A 16,729-nucleotide genomic window follows, 5' to 3' on the forward strand; every position below is an offset into this window, starting at 1 on the left:
CGATCACGGCGGGAGCCGGGGATGCGATCAAGACGGGTCTCCTGGGTCGAGGGCGAGGCGGGAACGCGGGTAAGACGGCGCCGGGCAGGTGAGAGGGCGCCGCGCAGGTGACACGGCGCCGCGCAGGTGAGAAGGCACCCGGCACTACAGCAGCCGGCGCAAGGAGCGGTCCCGGATCATCAGGGCGGCCCGCTTGGTGGGCAGATCCGCCTCGGCGAAGAAGCGGAAGCCCGCCTTCAGGAACGCGCTGACGGAGGCGGTGTTGCGCAGGTCGGGTTCCGCGACGACCCGTGAGGAGGCGGGCCGGTGGTCGAGGGCCAGGTCGGCGACCGTTCTCAGCAGGAGGCCCCCGAGACCCCGCCCCCGGTCGCCCGGGGCGCCGATGAGGACGTGCAGGCCGGTGTCGTACGGCCGGGCCGGGTAGTGGCGGGCCAGCGGATCCAGGTCCGCGCGGTAGATCTCCCAGTAGCTCATCGGCGTACCGTCCAGGACGCCGAGGCACGGCACGCTGCGGCCGTCGCCGGTGAGCTGGGCGCGCACATGGTCCGCCGTGCGGGCCGGGGGCCCCGAGAGCTCCCAGAAGGCGGCGACGGCAGGGTCGTTCATCCACCGTGCGAGCAGGGGCAGATCGCGTTCCACCTGGACGGGGACGAGCCGGAACAGGCCCGCGGGAGTGCCGGCCGGGCCCCAGCCGGCGATGTCGCCGGGGGTCATGAGTGCAGCGGGTTGGCGATGGTGACGTAGACGGACTGGGTGTCGACCGGGCCGGCGAGTTCGTCGAGGCCGTGCAGCCGGGTCAGCAGATTGGCCTTGCAGCACAGCACGGGCGAGTCGAGCAGGAGGGCGGGCAGTGTGCTGTGTGTCCGGGCGGGGCCGACGCAGACCTCGGTGAGGAAGCGGCGGAAGGCCGCGAGCAACAGCCGTTCGTCGGCGAGGCCCTGGGAGCCCAGGGCGCCAATGAGTCCTAGGACGTTGTTGATGCCCAGGTAGTAGGCGAAGCGTTCGTCGGTGACCTCGTCGGGGACGAAGGTGTCGCTGTGCTCGCCGATGCCGGGGAGCCGGGCATCGAGTTCCGCGCGGCGCGACGCCCGGAAGTAGTAGCCCTGGTTGTCCCGGTGGCGGGCGCCCGCCGGCCATCCGTCGGCGTCCATCAGGAGCAGGGTGTTCTGCTGGTGCGCCTCCAGTGCGATGCCGGCCGTTCCGTCCAGCCACAGCACGGGCCGCACCACGTGCTCGAGGTAGCGCAGGAACCACTCGGCGGCGACGGCACCCGGCGGCCGTCCCGTACGGGCGGCGAGGCGGGTCAGGATCTCGGCCAGCCGGGATCTCATGGCGCCGCCGCCCGGACGGGGCCGCGGCGAGACGAGTCCGGCGACGCAGACGACGTCGTCCTGCGGCCGGAACGGGTTGTGCCGGATCACGGCGTCGAGTCCGGGTACGGGGTCACCGTCCGGTGCGTTCACGGCGATCCACGCGGGGTCGCGGACGATGTCGAAGCCGGGGTGCGCGGCGCGCCACTGCTGGGACAGTCCAGTGCGCAGCAGACGGTGCACCTCCACGCCCCGGTGGAGTTCCTTGCGGAGGTTCTCCCGTCGGGAGTTGGTGATGCGCAGGGCCAGCGACAGCTTGAGCATGGCCGGTGCGCCGGTGCGGTGGACGGTGCGCACGGAGGAGGTGGGGTGCCAGGGCGCACCGTGGCTGCCGAGGTCGCGGAGGAGTCCGGCGTCCAGCAGGGCCGCGGTCGCCCGGCGGTGGCGGACGTGGCGCAGTTGCCAGGGGTGCACGGGGAGGGCCGCGTATCCGTCGGGCAGGAGCAGTCCGGGGCCGGCCAGCCGGGCGGTGAGGCAGGGCGCGGTGACGGGGCGTCCGCGTTCGGTCCAAGCGGAGTCGGCGGCGAGCAGGGAGGGGGCGACCGCGATCCAGTGCAGCGGGAAGGAGCCGCGCAGCTCGGGTGAGTAGTGCTCACCCTCGGCGTCGGTCAGGCCCTCGCGGCTCTTCGGGTCCGGGTGCAGCGGGTGCCCGAGGACGAGGGCCTGCTCCGCGGCGAGGAAGAGGTCCGGGTGGTCGGCCGGGTTCTTCCGCCGCTCGGCGACGAAGGCGGCGACCCGCCGGACGGAGTCGGCGACACGCGAGACGAGGTCGGTGCAGGCCCCGGCCGGCGGAGGCGCCGGGGCGAGGCGTACACCGTCTCCGTCCGGCGCGACCTCCGTACCTGTCGAAACCCCGGCGGTGTTCTCTCGCGCGAGAAGGGCGGCCAGCAGGACGGCGTCGACCGGTGGGGCGGCTTCCGGGGCCCCGGCCAGGCACGGGGGCCCGAATCGGTGCATGCCCGTCGGGGACCAGTAGCGGACGGGGACGAGCAGGACGGTGCCGCTGGCGGGCAGGGCGATGCGCAGGGTGCCGCCGTCCGGCGCGGGGAGGCGCGTTTCACGTACCCAGCAGCGCAGGAGATTGTCGACGGCCGCGGCCTGAGCCGTTGTGAGCGGATCGGGCTGGTCCGGGGCGGGGACGCCGGTGTCTGCGGGCCGCCCGGCGCCGGGCGGCTTCGTCTCCTGGTGCGGAACCGCTGGACTCGCGCGGTCGGCCGATGCGTCGTGTGCATGGCGGGTCCTCGTGGGCGGGTGCGGGGGTGGGCCGGAGCGGTCCGGGGCGGGGACGCCGGTGTCTGCGGGCCGCCCGGCGCCGGGCGGCTTCCTCTCCTGGTAGGGAACCGCGGAGCTCGCGCGGTCGGCCGGTGCGGGGGTCGTGTGCATGGCGGGTCCTCGTGGGGGGGGTGCGGGGTGGGCCGGAGCGGTCCGGGGGACATGGCTCGTGTCTCAGCCAGCCCGGAGGGGACCGCCGCGCACAGCGGGAGACTCCCGGTGAGCCGCCGCGTGGAGTGCGTCGGCGAGCCGGTCAAGTACGGCGGTGGCCTGTTCGTCCGTGATCGTCAGCGGGGGCAGCAGCCGTACGACGCGCGCGTGGGGACCGCCGAGGCCGACGATCAGACCGCGCCGCAGGCACTCGCGCCGGACTGCGGCCGGAAGCCCCGACACGGTCGGCCGGGGCCGGGAGGGCCGGGTGTCGTCCTCTGCAGGCGTCGGCTCCGGGCCGTCGTCGTACTCCCGCTCCGGGTCCGTCAGTTCGATCCCGATCAGCAGTCCCCGCCCCCGCACCTCCCGGACGCAGGTGAGCTCCTCGGCGAGCGTCCGGAGCCGGGACAGCATGCGGGTGCCCAGTGCGGCCGCGTGGTCGGCGAGGCGGTTCTCCCGCACGTGGGCGAGCGTCGCGGTGCCCGCCGCCAGGGCGAGTTGGTTGCCCGCGTGGGCGCGCGGGCCGTCGCGCACGTCGACGTCGTCCCGGTGGACCACGACGGCCAGCGGGAGACCGCCCCCGGCGGACGCGGACAGCACCATCGCGTCGGGTGTGATGCCGGAGTGCTCCGTGGCCCAGAAGGCGCCGGTGCGCCCGAGCCCCGTCAGGGTCTCGTCGGCGACCGTGGGACGCGGCGCGCGTGGCGAGCCGGAGTCGGGCTCCAAGGGCGGTCCGCCGACCACGCACTCCCCACCGCTCCAGAAGAGGGCGTCGGTGAGTTCCAGGACGTCGACGCGACCAGTCGCCGCTCGCACGGCGCACAGCGCGGTCGCCATGGGGTCGCCGGCGCCCGGTCCGCAGAAGCGCACCTGCGCACGGTCGGCCAGCCCGGGAGGCAGGGTCAGGAACAGTTCGGTGACGAAGGCGTCCCGCACCGGAGTCGCCGCGTCGGAGACATCGAGCGGTGCGCCCGAGTCGATGATCCGGCGCATCGCCTCGAGCACCACGGGGTGGTTGTGGCCCAGGGCGAGGGTGCCCGCGCCGGACAGGCAGTCGAGGTAACGGCGGCCGTCCGCGCCCTCGATGGTCATCCCCCGCGCTCTCACGGGGACGATCGGCAGGGTCACGGCCTCCGGCCCCTCATACGTCGGCTCCGCCACCGTTCTTGTTCCTCCACCGTGCTCGCGCCGCACCACGGGCAGGGGGAACCGCGCGCGGCCTGCGACCCCCCACCGCTACCAACCCCGGGCCGCCGACGGGGTTACGGGTGCTTCGGGACCGGCGGGCGCACGGCCGGCGGCTCACGCGCCGTCGGCGGCCTCAAATCGGCTGATCTCCGGACGATTGTCCTGGTCAGGTGGCTTGTAGCCGAACCGTTGCCGTTCCGTCGGACGTCCCCCACAGCGAGCGCATAGTGTGTGCGCCGTTCCCGAAGGCCGTCGGGGCTCCCGTGAACTCCCCATGTTTCCGGGTGTGATGACGGCCGCAGCGCCACGTTCGTTCATTTCAGGGGGAGTCAGATCATGCGATCCATACGGCCGTCGTCCACCACCCGTCGAGGGAGGAGGGGACGGCGCAGAACCTCCCCCGTTCTGGCCTCCGTCGCCCTCGCCTCCGCGCTCGCCCTCACCGCCACCGCCTGCGACTCGGGTGACACCAACGCGAGCGCCGACAGCTCCGCGACCGCCGCCGCCGACGACGGCAAGCTCAAGATCCCGGACGACATCAGGGACCGGCTCAAGGAGCACGGGATCGATATCGACAAGTGGAAGAACGGCGCCTGGAAGAACTGGGACAAGGACGACTGGCTGCGCGAGGCCCAGGACTACGTCAACCCGATCATCGAGGGCCTGTGGGACCCGGACCGCATGCGGGACGCCGAGGAACCGGACCAGGGCGTCGACGAGAGCGACATCTCCGGTGACCAGGGCGTGACCGACCCCACTCCGGAGCCGGTGCAGGCGCAGGCCGTCCCGCCGTCGTACCAGGCCAACGCTCCAGAGGCCGGCAAGGTCTTCTTCGACTCCCCCGAGGGGACGATGGTCTGCTCGGCGACCGTGGTGCAGGACCCGGCCAACCCGGGCAAGTCCAACCTGGTGTGGACGGCGGGCCACTGCGTGCACGCCGGCAAGAAGGGCGGCTGGTACCGCAACATCGCGTTCGTGCCGTCGTACAACGACTCGGGCAAGTCGGCGAAGGAGCTCGAGAGCGCCCCCAAGGAGGAGATCGCTCCGCACGGTGTCTGGTGGGGCGACTGGGTGCAGACCTCGGACCAGTGGATCGAGCAGGGCGGCGCCACGGGCGGTGACGGCGCCTCGTACGACTTCGCGGTCCTGCATGTGACGCCGGAGAAGGGCGGCGGCGGCAAGTCGCTGGAGGAGACCGTCGGTTCGGCACTTCCGGTGGACTTCGACGCCCCCGCCGTGCCGAAGATGCAGGAGATGACCGCGACCGGTTACCCGGCCGCTCCGCCGTACGACGGTCAGACGCTGTACCGCTGCGCGGACAAGCCCGGCCGGCTGTCGATCAGCGCCTCCGACCCGACGATGTACCGCATCGGCTGCAGCATGACGGCGGGTTCGTCCGGTGGCGGCTGGGTCGCGAAGGGTGCGGACGGCAAGCCCGCGCTGGTGTCGAACACCTCCATCGGCCCGGTGACGTCGGGCTGGCTGGCCGGCCCGCGGCTGGGTGACGAGGCCAAGGGCGTGTACGACGCGGTCAGCGATAAGTTCGCCGGGCGGTGACCGCTCGCCCGGTCCGGGGGCGCCGCGCACCCGGACCGGGCGCCCCGCCCGAGCGGGGCATGTGTGCGCGGCACGCCATTCATCCGTCACAACGGGGGTCATACCACCATGCGTTCCCTACGTACGTCCGCTCCCCGCGGCAGAGGCCGTCGTCGCACCGTCCTCGCCGCCACCGGGCTGGTCGCCGCCCTGGCGCTCACCGCCACCGCGTGCGGCGGTTCCGAGAAGGACAAGGCGAGCGACAAGCCCGACGCCACCACCTCGCAGGCGGCCGACAGCGACCGCGGCAGTGTGCGGATCCCGTCCGACATCGCGGACCGGCTCAAGGAGCACGGGATCGACGTCGACCAGTGGAAGAAGGGCGGCTGGGAGGACTGGGACAAGGACAAGTGGCTCAGTGAGGCCGAGGACTTCGTCAACCCGGTGATCGAGGGTTTGTGGAAGCCCGACCGGATGCGGTCCGCGAAGGAGGCCGACAAGCACGTCACCACCAAGGACGCCTCGGCGGCCCAGGGGCTCAGCGACCCGGAGCCCGCCCCGGTCCGGGCGGAGGCCGAGAAGACGCCGTACCACGAGAACGCGGCGCCGGTCGGGAAGGTGTTCTTCGACTCCCCCGAGGGCCCCGCCGTATGCTCCGGCACGGTCATCAAGGACGTGAACCACCCGGGCAAGTCCAATCTCGTCTGGACGGCCGGGCACTGTGTGCACGCCGGCGGCAACGGCGGCTGGTACCGGAACCTCGTCTTCGTCCCGGCCTACAACGACCTCGGCAAGTCCGAGGGGGACCTGGGCAACGCGAGCGCCTCCGAGATCGCCCCGTACGGCAACTGGTGGGCGGACTGGGCGTCGACCTCCAACGGCTGGATCCAGGGAGGTTCGGAGACCGGCGGTGACGGCGCGGCGTACGACTACGCCGTGCTGCACGTGAAGCCGGAGCAGGGGAGCAAGTCGCTGGAGGAGACGGTGGGCGCCGCGCTCGACGTGGACTTCTCCGCCCCGTCCGCGGCCGAGGCGGGCCGGATGGGCGCCTGGGGCTACCCGGCCGCGCCGCCCTACAACGGCCTGCAGATGTTCAAGTGCCTCGACGCGCCGGGCCGGTTCTCGCTCGCCTCCGACCTGCCGTCCATGTACCGCATCGGCTGCACGATGACCGGCGGTTCCTCCGGCGGCGGCTGGTTCCGGGTGCGCGACGGCAAGACGGTGCTGGTCTCCAACACCTCGATCGGCCCCACGGACAACACCTGGCTGGCGGGCCCGCAGCTGGGCGAGGACGCCGAGGCGCTGTACCAGAACATGAGCAAGACCTACGGCGGTCAGTGATCCGCACCTGCCGCACATGCGGAAGGCCCGCCTCCTGCCGTGAGCAGGGGGTGGGCCTTCGTCGTACTGCCGGAGTGATCAGCCGGCCGGGGTGGGAGCGTACGGCGTGAGTTCCGCCGCCAGCTCCTCGTGCACCCGGACCTTGAGCAGGGTGCCCTCCGTGGTGTGCTCCTCGGAGATCACCTCGCCCTCGTCATGGGCGCGGGCGACCAGCTTGCCGTGGGTGTACGGCACGAGTGCCTCGATCTCCACCGACGGGTGGGGCAGCTCGTTGTCGATGAGCGCGCGCAGCTCCTCGATGCCCCGGCCGGTGCGGGCCGAGACCGCGATGGAGCGCTTCTCCACCCGCAGCAGCCGCTGAAGGGTCAGCGGGTCGGCCGCGTCCGCCTTGTTGATCACGACGATCTCGGGTACGTCGGTGGCGCCGACGTCCCTGATCACCTCGCGCACGGCGGCGAGCTGCTCCTCGGGGACCGGGTGCGAACCATCCACCACGTGCAGGATCAGGTCGGCGTCGCCGACCTCCTCCATGGTGGAGCGGAACGCCTCGACCAGGTGGTGCGGCAGGTGCCGGACGAACCCGACGGTGTCGGCCAGTGTGTACAGCCGGCCGCTCGGGGTCTCGGACCGGCGCACGGTCGGGTCGAGGGTCGCGAACAGGGCGTTCTCGACCAGTACGCCCGCGCCCGTGAGCCGGTTGAGCAGCGAGGACTTGCCGGCGTTGGTGTAGCCCGCGATGGCCACGGACGGCACCTTGTGGCGCCTGCGCTCCTGGCGCTTGATCTCGCGGCCGGTCCTCATCTCCGCGATCTCCCGGCGCATCTTCGCCATCTTCTCGCGGATCCGTCGCCGGTCCGTCTCGATCTTGGTCTCACCGGGACCACGGGTGGCGAGGCCGCCGCCCTTGCCGCCGCCCATCTGCCGGGACAGCGACTGACCCCAGCCGCGCAGCCGCGGCAGCATGTACTGCATCTGCGCGAGCGCGACCTGCGCCTTGCCCTCTCGCGACTTGGCGTGCTGGGCGAAGATGTCCAGGATCAGGGCCGTACGGTCGATGACCTTGACCTTGACGACGTCCTCGAGGTGGATCAGCTGGCCGGGGCTGAGCTCACCGTCGCAGATGACGGTGTCCGCGCCCGTGTCGAGCACGATGTCGCGCAGCTCCTCGGCCTTGCCGGAGCCGATGTAGGTGGCGGCGTCCGGCTTGTCGCGGCGCTGGATCACACCGTCGAGGACGAGGGCGCCGGCCGTCTCCGCGAGGGCGGCGAGCTCGGCCAGGGAGTTCTCCGCGTCCTGCACGGTGCCCGAGGTCCACACTCCGACGAGCACGACGCGCTCCAGGCGGAGCTGCCGGTACTCGACCTCGGTGACGTCCTCGAGTTCGGTGGAGAGGCCGGCGACACGGCGCAGGGCCGCGCGCTCGGAGCGGTCGAACTGGTCGCCGTCCCGCTCTCCGTCGATCTCGAGGTTCCAGGCGACGTCCTCTTCCATCAGGGCATCGGCCCGAAGACCTTCGGGGTAGGTGTGCGCGAAGCGCTTGGTGTCCTGGGAAGGGGAAGAAAAGGTCATTGGGTCCTTACGTTGTCGGGACTTCTCTGGCGGCGGAGCCGGTCCGGGGACTGTCCGTCACACCATCCACAACGTCCTGGTGGCCCGGGAGATTCCCGTGTCCCCTGGGGTGCGGACCTGACGATGGTCGCACGGTACGGCCCGTCTCGTCACTGTGTTATTCCCGGCCTGCGTCCGGTCGATGCACGGGCCGGTGCGGGGACGGGACCGGGCGCCGGGCGGGCTTCGGGTCGCGGGCGGCGGCGGCCCTCCATTCCGGGTGGCCGGGCATCGGCGGGGTCGTGGTGCCGTGGAGCCAGGGGTGCAGGAAGCCCGTCAGGTCGCGTCCGGCGACGTCGGAGGCCAGTCGGACGAAGTCGGAGGTCGAGGCCGTGCCGTCGCGGTGGCGGGTGACCCATTCGCGTTCCAGGCGCTCGAACGCGGTGCGGCCGATCTCCTGGCGCAGGGCGTAGAGGACGAGCGCGCCGCCGGCGTAGACGTTCGGCCGGAAGGTACCGATCTTCCGGCCGGGCTCCGCGGGTCTGGGCGAGGCGGGCGGCCCTCCTGCCGCGCGCCAGCCGTCGGAGGCCTCGTAGGCGGCCCTCATCCGGGCCTCGAGGGATCTTCCGCCCTTCTCCTCGGCGTACAGCGCCTCGTACCAGGTGGCGTGCCCCTCGCTGAGCCACAGGTCCGACCAGGTGCGGGGTCCGACGCTGTTGCCGAACCACTGGTGGGCCAGCTCATGCACCATGATCGATTCGACGTACCAGTCCGGGAGGGCGGGGTCGGTGAACAGGTCACGCTCGAAGAGGGAGAGCGTCTGGGTCTCGAGGGCGAATCCGGTGGACGCGTCGGCCAGGAGCAGGCCGTAGGTCGCGAAGGGGTAGCGCCCGGCCCTCTCCTCCATCCAGGAGATCTGGGCGGGGGTCTTCGCCAGCCAGGGCTCAGCCTCCGCGCGGCGCCCGGCGGGGACGACGTCCCGCAGGGGCAGGCCGTGCGGGCCGCTGCGGTGCACGACCGTGGAGCGGCCGATGGAGACCTGGGCGAGTTCGGTCGCCATGGGGTGCAGTGTCCGGTACGTCCATGTGGTGGCCCCGCGCGTGCGGTCGGCGCCCGTCGGCAGACCGTTGGCGACGGCCGTGTGGCCGTCGGGAGCGGTGATGCGGAAGGTGAACATCGCCTTGTCGGAGGGGTGGTCGTTGCAGGGGAACACCAGGTGGGCGGCGTCGGCCTGGTTGGCCATGGCGAGGCCGTCCGCGGTGCGCACCCAGCCGCCCTCGCGGTCCCCGGGCACCGGGTCGCTGGCGTGCCGGACGGTGATCTGCGTCGACTCGCCCTCGTCGAGATCGTCCTCGGGGGTGATCACCAGGTCCTCGCCGGCGCCGGTGAAGGCTGCGGGGCGGCCGTCGACGTCGACCGAGCGGACCGTGCCGTGGGTGAAATCGAGGTTGATCCGGTCCAGGTCGGCGGTGAGGCGGGCGTCGATGGTGGTGACGGCCTCGAGCGGCCGGTCGTTGCTGCCGGGATAACTGAGGGAGAGGTCGTACGACAGCACGTCGTAGCCGGGGTTGCCCAGGTGGGGGAAGAGACGGTCGCCGATGCCGAGCGGCTCGGCGGGCGCGCTCGCGGCGACCAGGCAGACGCAGACGGCGGAGGCGAGCAGCGCCGTGGCCGTTCTGCGGCGGCGGGCGGCGAGGGGGTGCGGGGTGGGCGGCATGTCCCACGGCTATCAGCGCGCGCGTGCACTGCGGCGACGACGCGCTTTCGGCCCACCCGATCGGGTAATCACACCGCCGCTCGGCCCCTCCGCGCGTGGCTCAGGCGCCCCGGTCGTGCCGCTGGGCCCGGCTCACGTCGTACACACCGGCCACGTCGCGCATCGCGCGCATGAGGGCGGGCAACTGGGCGGCGTCCGGCAACTGCACGGTGTAGGTGTGGCGCACCTGCTGGCGGTCGGGCGGTTCCACGGTCGCGGAGACGATCTCGGCGCCTTCGAGCGCCATCGCCTCGGTGAGGTCCGCGAGCAGATGCGGACGGACGAACGATTCCGCGACCAGCGTGACCCGGCACTCCGCGCCCTCCCCCCAGCGCACGCCGACCTCCGCGCGTCCCGCGCTCTTCATCCGCGCCACCGCGGCGCACCCGGTGCGGTGCACGGTGACCGCTCCCCCGCGCACGGCGAAACCCGTCACCTCGTCGGGCGGTACGGGCGTACAGCAGCCGGCGAGCCGTACGGTCGCGCCGGCCTGGTCGGTCAGGACCTCGGCGGCGGCGGGACGGCCGGGGGCCGTCTCCGGGGCGTCCGCCGTCTGCGCGGGGACGGAGTCGTCGGCGGGCGGCCGGGAGGAGGCGGCAGCCTCGGTCCCCGCCGCGGCGTCCTGGGCGGGGTGGGCGGTCAGCCACCGCTGGATGGCGATCCGCGCCGCCGGGGTGTGGGCGTGGTCCAGCCACTCCCGGGACGGCGCGGAGCCCGCGTCCTGGCCCATGAGCAGCTGGACGGTGTCGCCGTCCTTCAGCACCGTGCTCAGCGTCGCCAGCCGGCCGTTGACCCTGGCCCCGATGCACGCGTGGGCGTCCTCCCCGTACTGGGCGTACGCGGCGTCCACGCAGGTGGCGCCCTCGGGCAGACCCAGCGTGCCCCCGTCGGGCCGGAAGACGGTGATCTCGCGGTCCTGGGCGAGGTCCTCGCGCAGGGTGGACCAGAAGGTGTCGGGGTCGGGCGCGGCGCGCTGCCAGTCGAGCAGCCGGGAGAGCCAACCGGGCCGGGTGGGGTCGGCGCGTTCGCCGTCGCTGGTGGTCTGCTCCTCCGGCGCGGCGTAGGGGTTGCCGAGGGCGACGACTCCGGCCTCGGCGACCTTGTGCATCTGGTGGGTGCGGATGAGGACTTCGACGACCTGGCCGTCCGCACCCGCCACCGCCGTGTGCAGCGACTGGTACAGGTTGAACTTCGGTACGGCGATGAAGTCCTTGAACTCCGAGACCACGGGCGTCATACAGGTGTGCAGTTCGCCCAGTACCCCGTAGCAGTCGGCGTCCTCGTTCACCAGCACCAGCAGACGGCCGAAGTCGGCGCCCCGCATCGGACCCCGTTTGCGCGACACCCGGTGCACGGAGACGAAGTGGCGTGGCCGGATGAGGACTTCGGCGGTGATGTCCGCCTCGCGCAGCACTCTGCGCACGTCATCGGCGACGTCGGCGAGGGGGTCGTCGGCGCGGGCGGCGTTGCGGACGATCAACTCCCGTGTGTGTGCGTACTCCTCGGGGTGCAGGATCGCGAAGACCAGGTCTTCCAGTTCCGTCTTGAGTGCCTGGACACCGAGGCGTTCGGCGAGCGGGATCAGCACGTCCCGGGTCACCTTGGCGATGCGCTCCTGTTTCTCGGGACGCATCACGCCGAGGGTGCGCATGTTGTGCAGCCGGTCGGCGAGTTTGATCGACATCACGCGGACGTCGTTGCCGGTGGCGACGAGCATCTTGCGGAAGGTCTCGGGTTCGGCGGCGGCGCCGTAGTCGACCTTCTCCAGCTTGGTGACGCCGTCGACGAGATAGCGCACCTCCTCCCCGAACTGCTCCCCGACCTGATCGAGCGTCACATCGGTGTCCTCAACGGTGTCGTGGAGCAGCGAGGCGGTCAACGTGGTCGTCTCGGCGCCGAGTTCGGCGAGGATGAGGGTCACGGCCAGCGGGTGGGTGATGTACGGCTCCCCGCTCTTGCGCATCTGGCCGCGATGGGAGGACTCGGCCAACACATAGGCGCGGCGCAGGGGTTCGAGGTCGGCGTCGGGGTGATGGGCGCGATGGGCGTCGACGACGTGGCCGATGGCGTCGGGGAGCCGGTCGCGGGCGGTGGTGCCGAGCAGTGCGGCCCGGCCCAGCCGGCGCAGGTCTAGACGGGGGCGCGCCTTCCTGCGGGACCCTGTGGGTGTGGTGCGACCAGCTGTCACAGAGCCTGGGCTCGCAGGATTGACGGCCTCCGCGTTCATGGGCACCTCCGGCTGCGTGGACCGGCGGACGGCGTGCCCCAGGGCGGACTCGGGCTCGGGGAACGGTGTTCGTTTCCCCGTCCGGGCCGGTGCTTGATGCTACCGAGGCGGACCGCATCGGGCTGGCCGCCTCCGGCCGATCGTGAAACGGATCACCCCATCGAGCGAAGGTCGGTCAGAGGGTGCTTTCACGCCATCAGGTAGGCGCTCACCTTGATGTCGAAGCCGGAGATCCGCTCCGTCCTGCGGATGCGATCACAGGGCGGGCCGGAGGCTGGGATGGCGAGCCGGCACTCGGCTCAGCGAAGTGCGTTCTCCAGCCACTCGCCGTCGATCACGCCCTCGGCGACGATCACCGCCGGCCCCGTCATCTCGATCTCGCCGTCGGGCCGTTCGGTGATCACCAGCGTGCCGCCGGGCACGTCGACCGTGTACGTCGCCGGGGTGCCGGTCACGGCCGGGTCGGCGCCGTCCCTGCGGGCGGTGGCGACGGCGACCGCGCATGCGCCCGTACCGCAGGACCGGGTCTCGCCCGCCCCGCGCTCGTGCACCCTTAGCGCCACGTGCCGCGGACCGCGGTCGACGACGAACTCCACGTTCACACCGTCCGGGTAGGCGGAGGCCGGGCTGAACGGGGGCGGGGTGAGGAGGTCGCCCGCGTGGGCGAGGTCCGCCACGAAGGCCACGGCGTGCGGGTTGCCCATGTTCACGTTCCGCGCGGGCCAGCTGCGCTCGCCGACGCTCACGGTGACCTCGCCCTCGGGGAACAGCGCCCGGCCCATGCCGACGGTGATGTCGCCCTCCTTGGCGATGTGCGCGGTCTTCACTCCCCCGCGCGTGGCGACCGCGATGTCCCCCTCGGACACATGGCCGGCGCGCTGGAGGTAGCGCGCGAACACACGCACTCCGTTGCCGCACATTTCCGCGATCGAGCCGTCGCCGTTGCGGTAGTCCATGAACCACTCCGCCTCGGCCGCCATCTCCCGGGCCTCCGGGTGGGCCGCGGACCGCACGACGTGCAGCAGGCCGTCGCCGCCGATGCCCGCGCGGCGGTCGCACAGGGCGGCGACGACGTACGGGGGCAGGTCGATGACGTTCTCGGGGTCCGGGACGATGACGAAGTCGTTCTCCGTGCCGTGCCCCTTGAGGAAGGCGATCCGCGTGCTCATTCCTCGATCGTACGAGAACACACCGCCGGGGGGTCGCCGGGCGCCGCCCCCGCCGGTGCCGTCAGCGGAGTCTGGCGACGCGCCACACCGCCAGGGCCACCACGGCGGCGACCATCACGGCGTAGGCGGCCACGACCCGCCAGTCGGCTCTGCGTCCGGAGCCCCGGGCCGGGAGGCCGGGCCAGGTGTAGCCCACCCTGCGGGCGGCCATCATGCCCCAGCCCGCCGAGCAGGAGCAGATCAGCAGCCCGAGCATGGCGATCACGGCGCCGCTGTCGCCGAAGTCGAAGGCGAGCGGGAAGGCGAACATCAGGGAGCCGACCGCGGCCAGCCCGACGATGGGCGCGAGCTGCCAGATGCGCAGCCGGCGCTGCGGGCGCAGCTCCACCTCGACCTCGTCGCCGCCCGCGAACATCTCGTCGGGCTCGGGGCCGTCGTCGGTCACCCCGACCGGCGTCTCCTCCGGCCCGTCGGGGCTGAGACGGTCGGTTTCCTGCTCCGGTGCACCCCGCTCGGTGGTGAGGTGTTCGGTGCCGTGTGCGGTGTCGCGAGGGCCGGCCTCCATCGCCACGCGCCCTCCCAACTAGGACTCCACTTGGTCGATCGAAGCTCGATGATGGCACGGTGTCACAGGCCCGGATGACGGCCTGGGCGTCCCGATGCCATGACGTGATCAGGCTGTAACCGGTCGTTCGACCAACGACATCGCGAGCTGCGGAAGTTCCGCGAGGTCCGCCGCGGCCCCACTCAACCAGTGCACCCGGGGATCGCGCCTGAACCATGAATCCTGACGGCGCGCGAAGCGCTTGGTGGCGCGCACGGTCTCGGCCCGGGCCTCCTCGAGGGTGCACTCCCCGGCAAGCGCCGCGAGCACTTGCTGGTAGCCGAGGGCGCGCGACGCCGTACGCCCCTCGCGCAACCCCTGCGCCTCGAGTGCGCGTACTTCGTCGACGAGGCCGGCCTCCCACATCCGGTCGACCCGGCGGGCGATGCGCTCGTCCAGCTCGGGGCGGGCCACATCGACACCGATCTGGAGCGTGTCGTACACCGCGTCGGGGCCCGGGAGGTTGGCGGTGAAGGGCCTTCCGGTGATCTCGATCACTTCGAGCGCGCGGACGATGCGACGGCCGTTGCTCGGCAGGATCACCCGTGCCGCCTCGGGGTCCGCCGCGGCGAGGCGCGCGTACAGCGCCCCCGGGCCGCGCAGGGTGAGCTCCTCCTCGAGCCGGGCCCGGACCTCTGGGTCGGTGCCGGGGAACTCCAGGTTGTCGACGGCCCCGCGGACGTAGAGGCCGGACCCGCCCACCAGGATGGGCCAGCGTCCGTCGGCGAGCAGCGCCTCGATCCGCTCGCGGGCCAGCCGCTGGTACTCGGCGACCGAGGCGGTGACGGTGACGTCCCAGATGTCCAGCAGGTGGTGCGGGACACCAGCGCGCTCCTCGGGCGTCAGCTTGGCGGTCCCGATGTCCATCCCCCGGTAGAGCTGCATGGAGTCGGCGTTGACGACGTCACCGCCGAGCCGGCGGGCCAGGAAAACACCCAGATCGGACTTTCCGGCCGCGGTGGGACCGACGACGGCGATGACGCGGGGGGCGGGGGATGCGCTGCTCACCGACCCAGTCTCCCAAACCTCGCGGCACGCTCTCGAACGGATTACGTGACGTGATCTCCGCCGGGTCGTTGCCCGTTGCGAGGTTCCTGCCGCCGGATCGCGGTGGCGACGGCCCGGGTCACACGAACGGACACACCGGGCAACGCGGAATTTCGCCCGCACGAGTAACGTATGGAGTGGATATGGGCGTTTTTGCACGACTTTTTCGGAGGTCGAAGACCACGGAGGAGACGCGGGCCGCCGGGGCTCAGGACGACCGGACGACGACCGGTCCGGTAACCGACGACGCGGCCTCAGCCGCCGAGCCGAAGGAGTCCGCCGAGGTGCGGGACACCGCCGAGCCGACGGTGAAGGAGGCCGGCGAGGTCACCGGCACCGAGTCCGTCGACATCCCGAAGCAGCAGTCCTCCGAGGCCGCCGGCAGCGAAGCCGGTGAGGGCGCCCGCACATAGATTGCCGCGAGGGAAGGTACATCATGGGTCTGCTGGACAATCTGAAGGCCAAACTCGGCCCGGCCAAGGACAAGGTCTCCGGGCTCACGCAGCAGCACGAAGACAGGATCCAGCACGGTCTGGACAAGGCCGCGCAGACCGTCGACAAGCGGACCAAGGGCAAGTACAGCGACCGGATCCAGTCGGGCACCGGCAAGGCCAAGGGCGCCGTGGACCGCTTCGCGCACAAGAACGAGCCCGGTTCGGACACGGAGGGCGGCAGCACGCCGCCGGCCGGGCCGCCGCCCGCCTCCTGAGCCGAGCGGCACACCGACGGACGGCCGCGGAGCATACCGAGCGCTCCCGGCCGTCCGTCGGTGTGCCGTCCGGTCACGGCCGCCGGCCGGCCGCCCGGGTCCAGGTCGCCACGATGTACCCCACTCCGTACGGGGCGTCCTCGTAGAGCAGCGTGCCCTCCAGCTCCCCCTCACCCGGCGCCGCCCCGGCGAGCACCTGCCAGGGTGCCCGGCCGGACACCTTCAGCTCACGCGCCAGTCCGCCGTCCAGCGCACGCAGCGCCGCGGTGTCGGCGGCACCCAGGGCGCGGGCGAGCTCCGCGTCGAAGGAGGCCGCCCGCTCGTCGAAGTAGCCCGGCGCCTTGAGCGTGCGGCAGGCACTGGCGTCGCCCATCACCAGAAACGCCACCCGCTCCGCCCGGCCGGCCATCTCCTCTCCCTCCGCGACGCACCGATCGGCGGTGAGGCCCTCCCCGACGCCCCGCCCCTCGACGGGGGCGTCCGCCCATCCGGTCCGGCCCAGCAGCCACGCGCCCACGGCGAGCCCGTACGGAAGTCGGCCCCCCGGTGTGCCCTCGCCCCGCCCGAGCCGTACGTCGAGGTCGACGCCGAAGCCCCGGAAGGATCCCAGGGTGCCCCCGGGGTAGCTCTCGGACCCGGCGCCGTCCGCCGGACCGACCACGACGAGCAGTTCGGGCCGGGCGGCGGCGAGCACGCCCAGCGCGTCCGTGCAGGCGGCACGCGCGGTGTCCAGCTCGGTGGCGGCGCCCGCGGCTACCTCGGGCACGAGCAGCGGCGGGCAGGGGCAGACGGCGGCGGCGACAAGCATGATC

At 72.5% G+C, this 16,729-nt stretch carries 14 protein-coding genes; 4 read left to right on the forward strand and 10 right to left on the reverse strand.

Annotation, left to right across the window (positions count from 1 at the left end):
* Nucleotides 1-144: 144 nt before the first annotated feature.
* The 3 genes from AB0L56_RS19365 to AB0L56_RS19375 all read right to left on the reverse strand — a co-directional run bounded on the left by AB0L56_RS19365 (nucleotide 145) and on the right by AB0L56_RS19375 (nucleotide 3,953).
* Nucleotides 145-816, reverse strand: coding sequence for a GNAT family N-acetyltransferase (locus tag AB0L56_RS19365; protein WP_365424842.1), 672 nt, complete (start codon nucleotides 814-816; stop codon nucleotides 145-147).
* Nucleotides 711-2,753: an IucA/IucC family protein gene (locus AB0L56_RS19370; RefSeq protein ID WP_365424784.1), complete on the reverse strand. Its 2,043-nt coding sequence runs from the start codon at nucleotides 2,751-2,753 to the stop codon at nucleotides 711-713. The genes AB0L56_RS19365 and AB0L56_RS19370 overlap by 106 nt, the downstream gene beginning before the upstream one ends.
* A gap of 63 nt (nucleotides 2,754-2,816) precedes the next feature.
* Entirely contained in the window at nucleotides 2,817-3,953 is a 1,137-nt protein-coding gene (locus AB0L56_RS19375; protein WP_365424786.1) for an aminotransferase class III-fold pyridoxal phosphate-dependent enzyme, read from the reverse strand.
* A gap of 363 nt (nucleotides 3,954-4,316) precedes the next feature.
* Between AB0L56_RS19375 and AB0L56_RS19380 the strand changes: the two genes are divergently transcribed.
* Both AB0L56_RS19380 and AB0L56_RS19385 read left to right on the forward strand, forming a co-directional pair.
* Entirely contained in the window at nucleotides 4,317-5,537 is a 1,221-nt protein-coding gene (locus AB0L56_RS19380) for a hypothetical protein (protein ID WP_365424788.1), read from the forward strand.
* A gap of 108 nt (nucleotides 5,538-5,645) precedes the next feature.
* Complete coding sequence (locus AB0L56_RS19385; protein ID WP_361025959.1) at nucleotides 5,646-6,857, forward strand: hypothetical protein; 1,212 nt, start codon at nucleotides 5,646-5,648, stop codon at nucleotides 6,855-6,857.
* 78 nt (nucleotides 6,858-6,935) lie between these two features.
* Here the strand turns inward: AB0L56_RS19385 and hflX are convergent, their stop codons facing one another.
* The 6 genes from hflX to miaA form a co-directional block, all read right to left on the reverse strand.
* Nucleotides 6,936-8,426, reverse strand: a complete 1,491-nt coding sequence (gene hflX, locus AB0L56_RS19390) for a GTPase HflX (RefSeq protein ID WP_365424790.1) — start codon at nucleotides 8,424-8,426, stop codon at nucleotides 6,936-6,938.
* A 157-nt stretch (nucleotides 8,427-8,583) separates the two neighbouring features.
* Nucleotides 8,584-10,122 (reverse strand): M1 family metallopeptidase, encoded by a 1,539-nt coding sequence (locus tag AB0L56_RS19395; protein WP_365424792.1) that lies wholly within the window; start codon nucleotides 10,120-10,122, stop codon nucleotides 8,584-8,586.
* Nucleotides 10,123-10,222: 100 nt separating this feature from the next.
* On the reverse strand, nucleotides 10,223-12,388 hold the full coding sequence (locus tag AB0L56_RS19400) for an HD domain-containing protein (protein ID WP_361025950.1): 2,166 nt from the start codon (nucleotides 12,386-12,388) through the stop codon (nucleotides 10,223-10,225).
* A gap of 299 nt (nucleotides 12,389-12,687) precedes the next feature.
* Entirely contained in the window at nucleotides 12,688-13,557 is an 870-nt protein-coding gene (gene dapF, locus AB0L56_RS19405; RefSeq protein WP_365424794.1) for a diaminopimelate epimerase, read from the reverse strand.
* Between the two features lie 61 nt (nucleotides 13,558-13,618).
* Nucleotides 13,619-14,122, reverse strand: coding sequence for a hypothetical protein (locus tag AB0L56_RS19410; protein ID WP_365424844.1), 504 nt, complete (start codon nucleotides 14,120-14,122; stop codon nucleotides 13,619-13,621).
* Between the two features lie 108 nt (nucleotides 14,123-14,230).
* Nucleotides 14,231-15,169 carry a tRNA (adenosine(37)-N6)-dimethylallyltransferase MiaA gene (miaA, locus tag AB0L56_RS19415; protein ID WP_365424796.1) on the reverse strand — a complete coding sequence of 313 codons (939 nt, stop codon included), beginning with the start codon at nucleotides 15,167-15,169 and terminating at the stop codon, nucleotides 14,231-14,233.
* A gap of 182 nt (nucleotides 15,170-15,351) precedes the next feature.
* Between miaA and AB0L56_RS19420 the strand changes: the two genes are divergently transcribed.
* Nucleotides 15,352-15,621, forward strand: a complete 270-nt coding sequence (locus AB0L56_RS19420) for a hypothetical protein (RefSeq protein ID WP_361025941.1) — start codon at nucleotides 15,352-15,354, stop codon at nucleotides 15,619-15,621.
* Between the two features lie 23 nt (nucleotides 15,622-15,644).
* Nucleotides 15,645-15,917, forward strand: a complete 273-nt coding sequence (locus AB0L56_RS19425) for an antitoxin (protein ID WP_365424799.1) — start codon at nucleotides 15,645-15,647, stop codon at nucleotides 15,915-15,917.
* 73 nt (nucleotides 15,918-15,990) lie between these two features.
* Here AB0L56_RS19425 and AB0L56_RS19430 read toward each other — a convergent pair whose 3' ends face one another.
* Complete coding sequence (locus AB0L56_RS19430; protein ID WP_365424801.1) at nucleotides 15,991-16,725, reverse strand: class III extradiol dioxygenase subunit B-like domain-containing protein; 735 nt, start codon at nucleotides 16,723-16,725, stop codon at nucleotides 15,991-15,993.
* Between the last annotated feature and the right edge of the window lie 4 nt (nucleotides 16,726-16,729).

Origin of the sequence: Streptomyces sp. NPDC052079, from assembly GCF_040680275.1 — a bacterium.
Classification (GTDB): domain Bacteria; phylum Actinomycetota; class Actinomycetes; order Streptomycetales; family Streptomycetaceae; genus Streptomyces.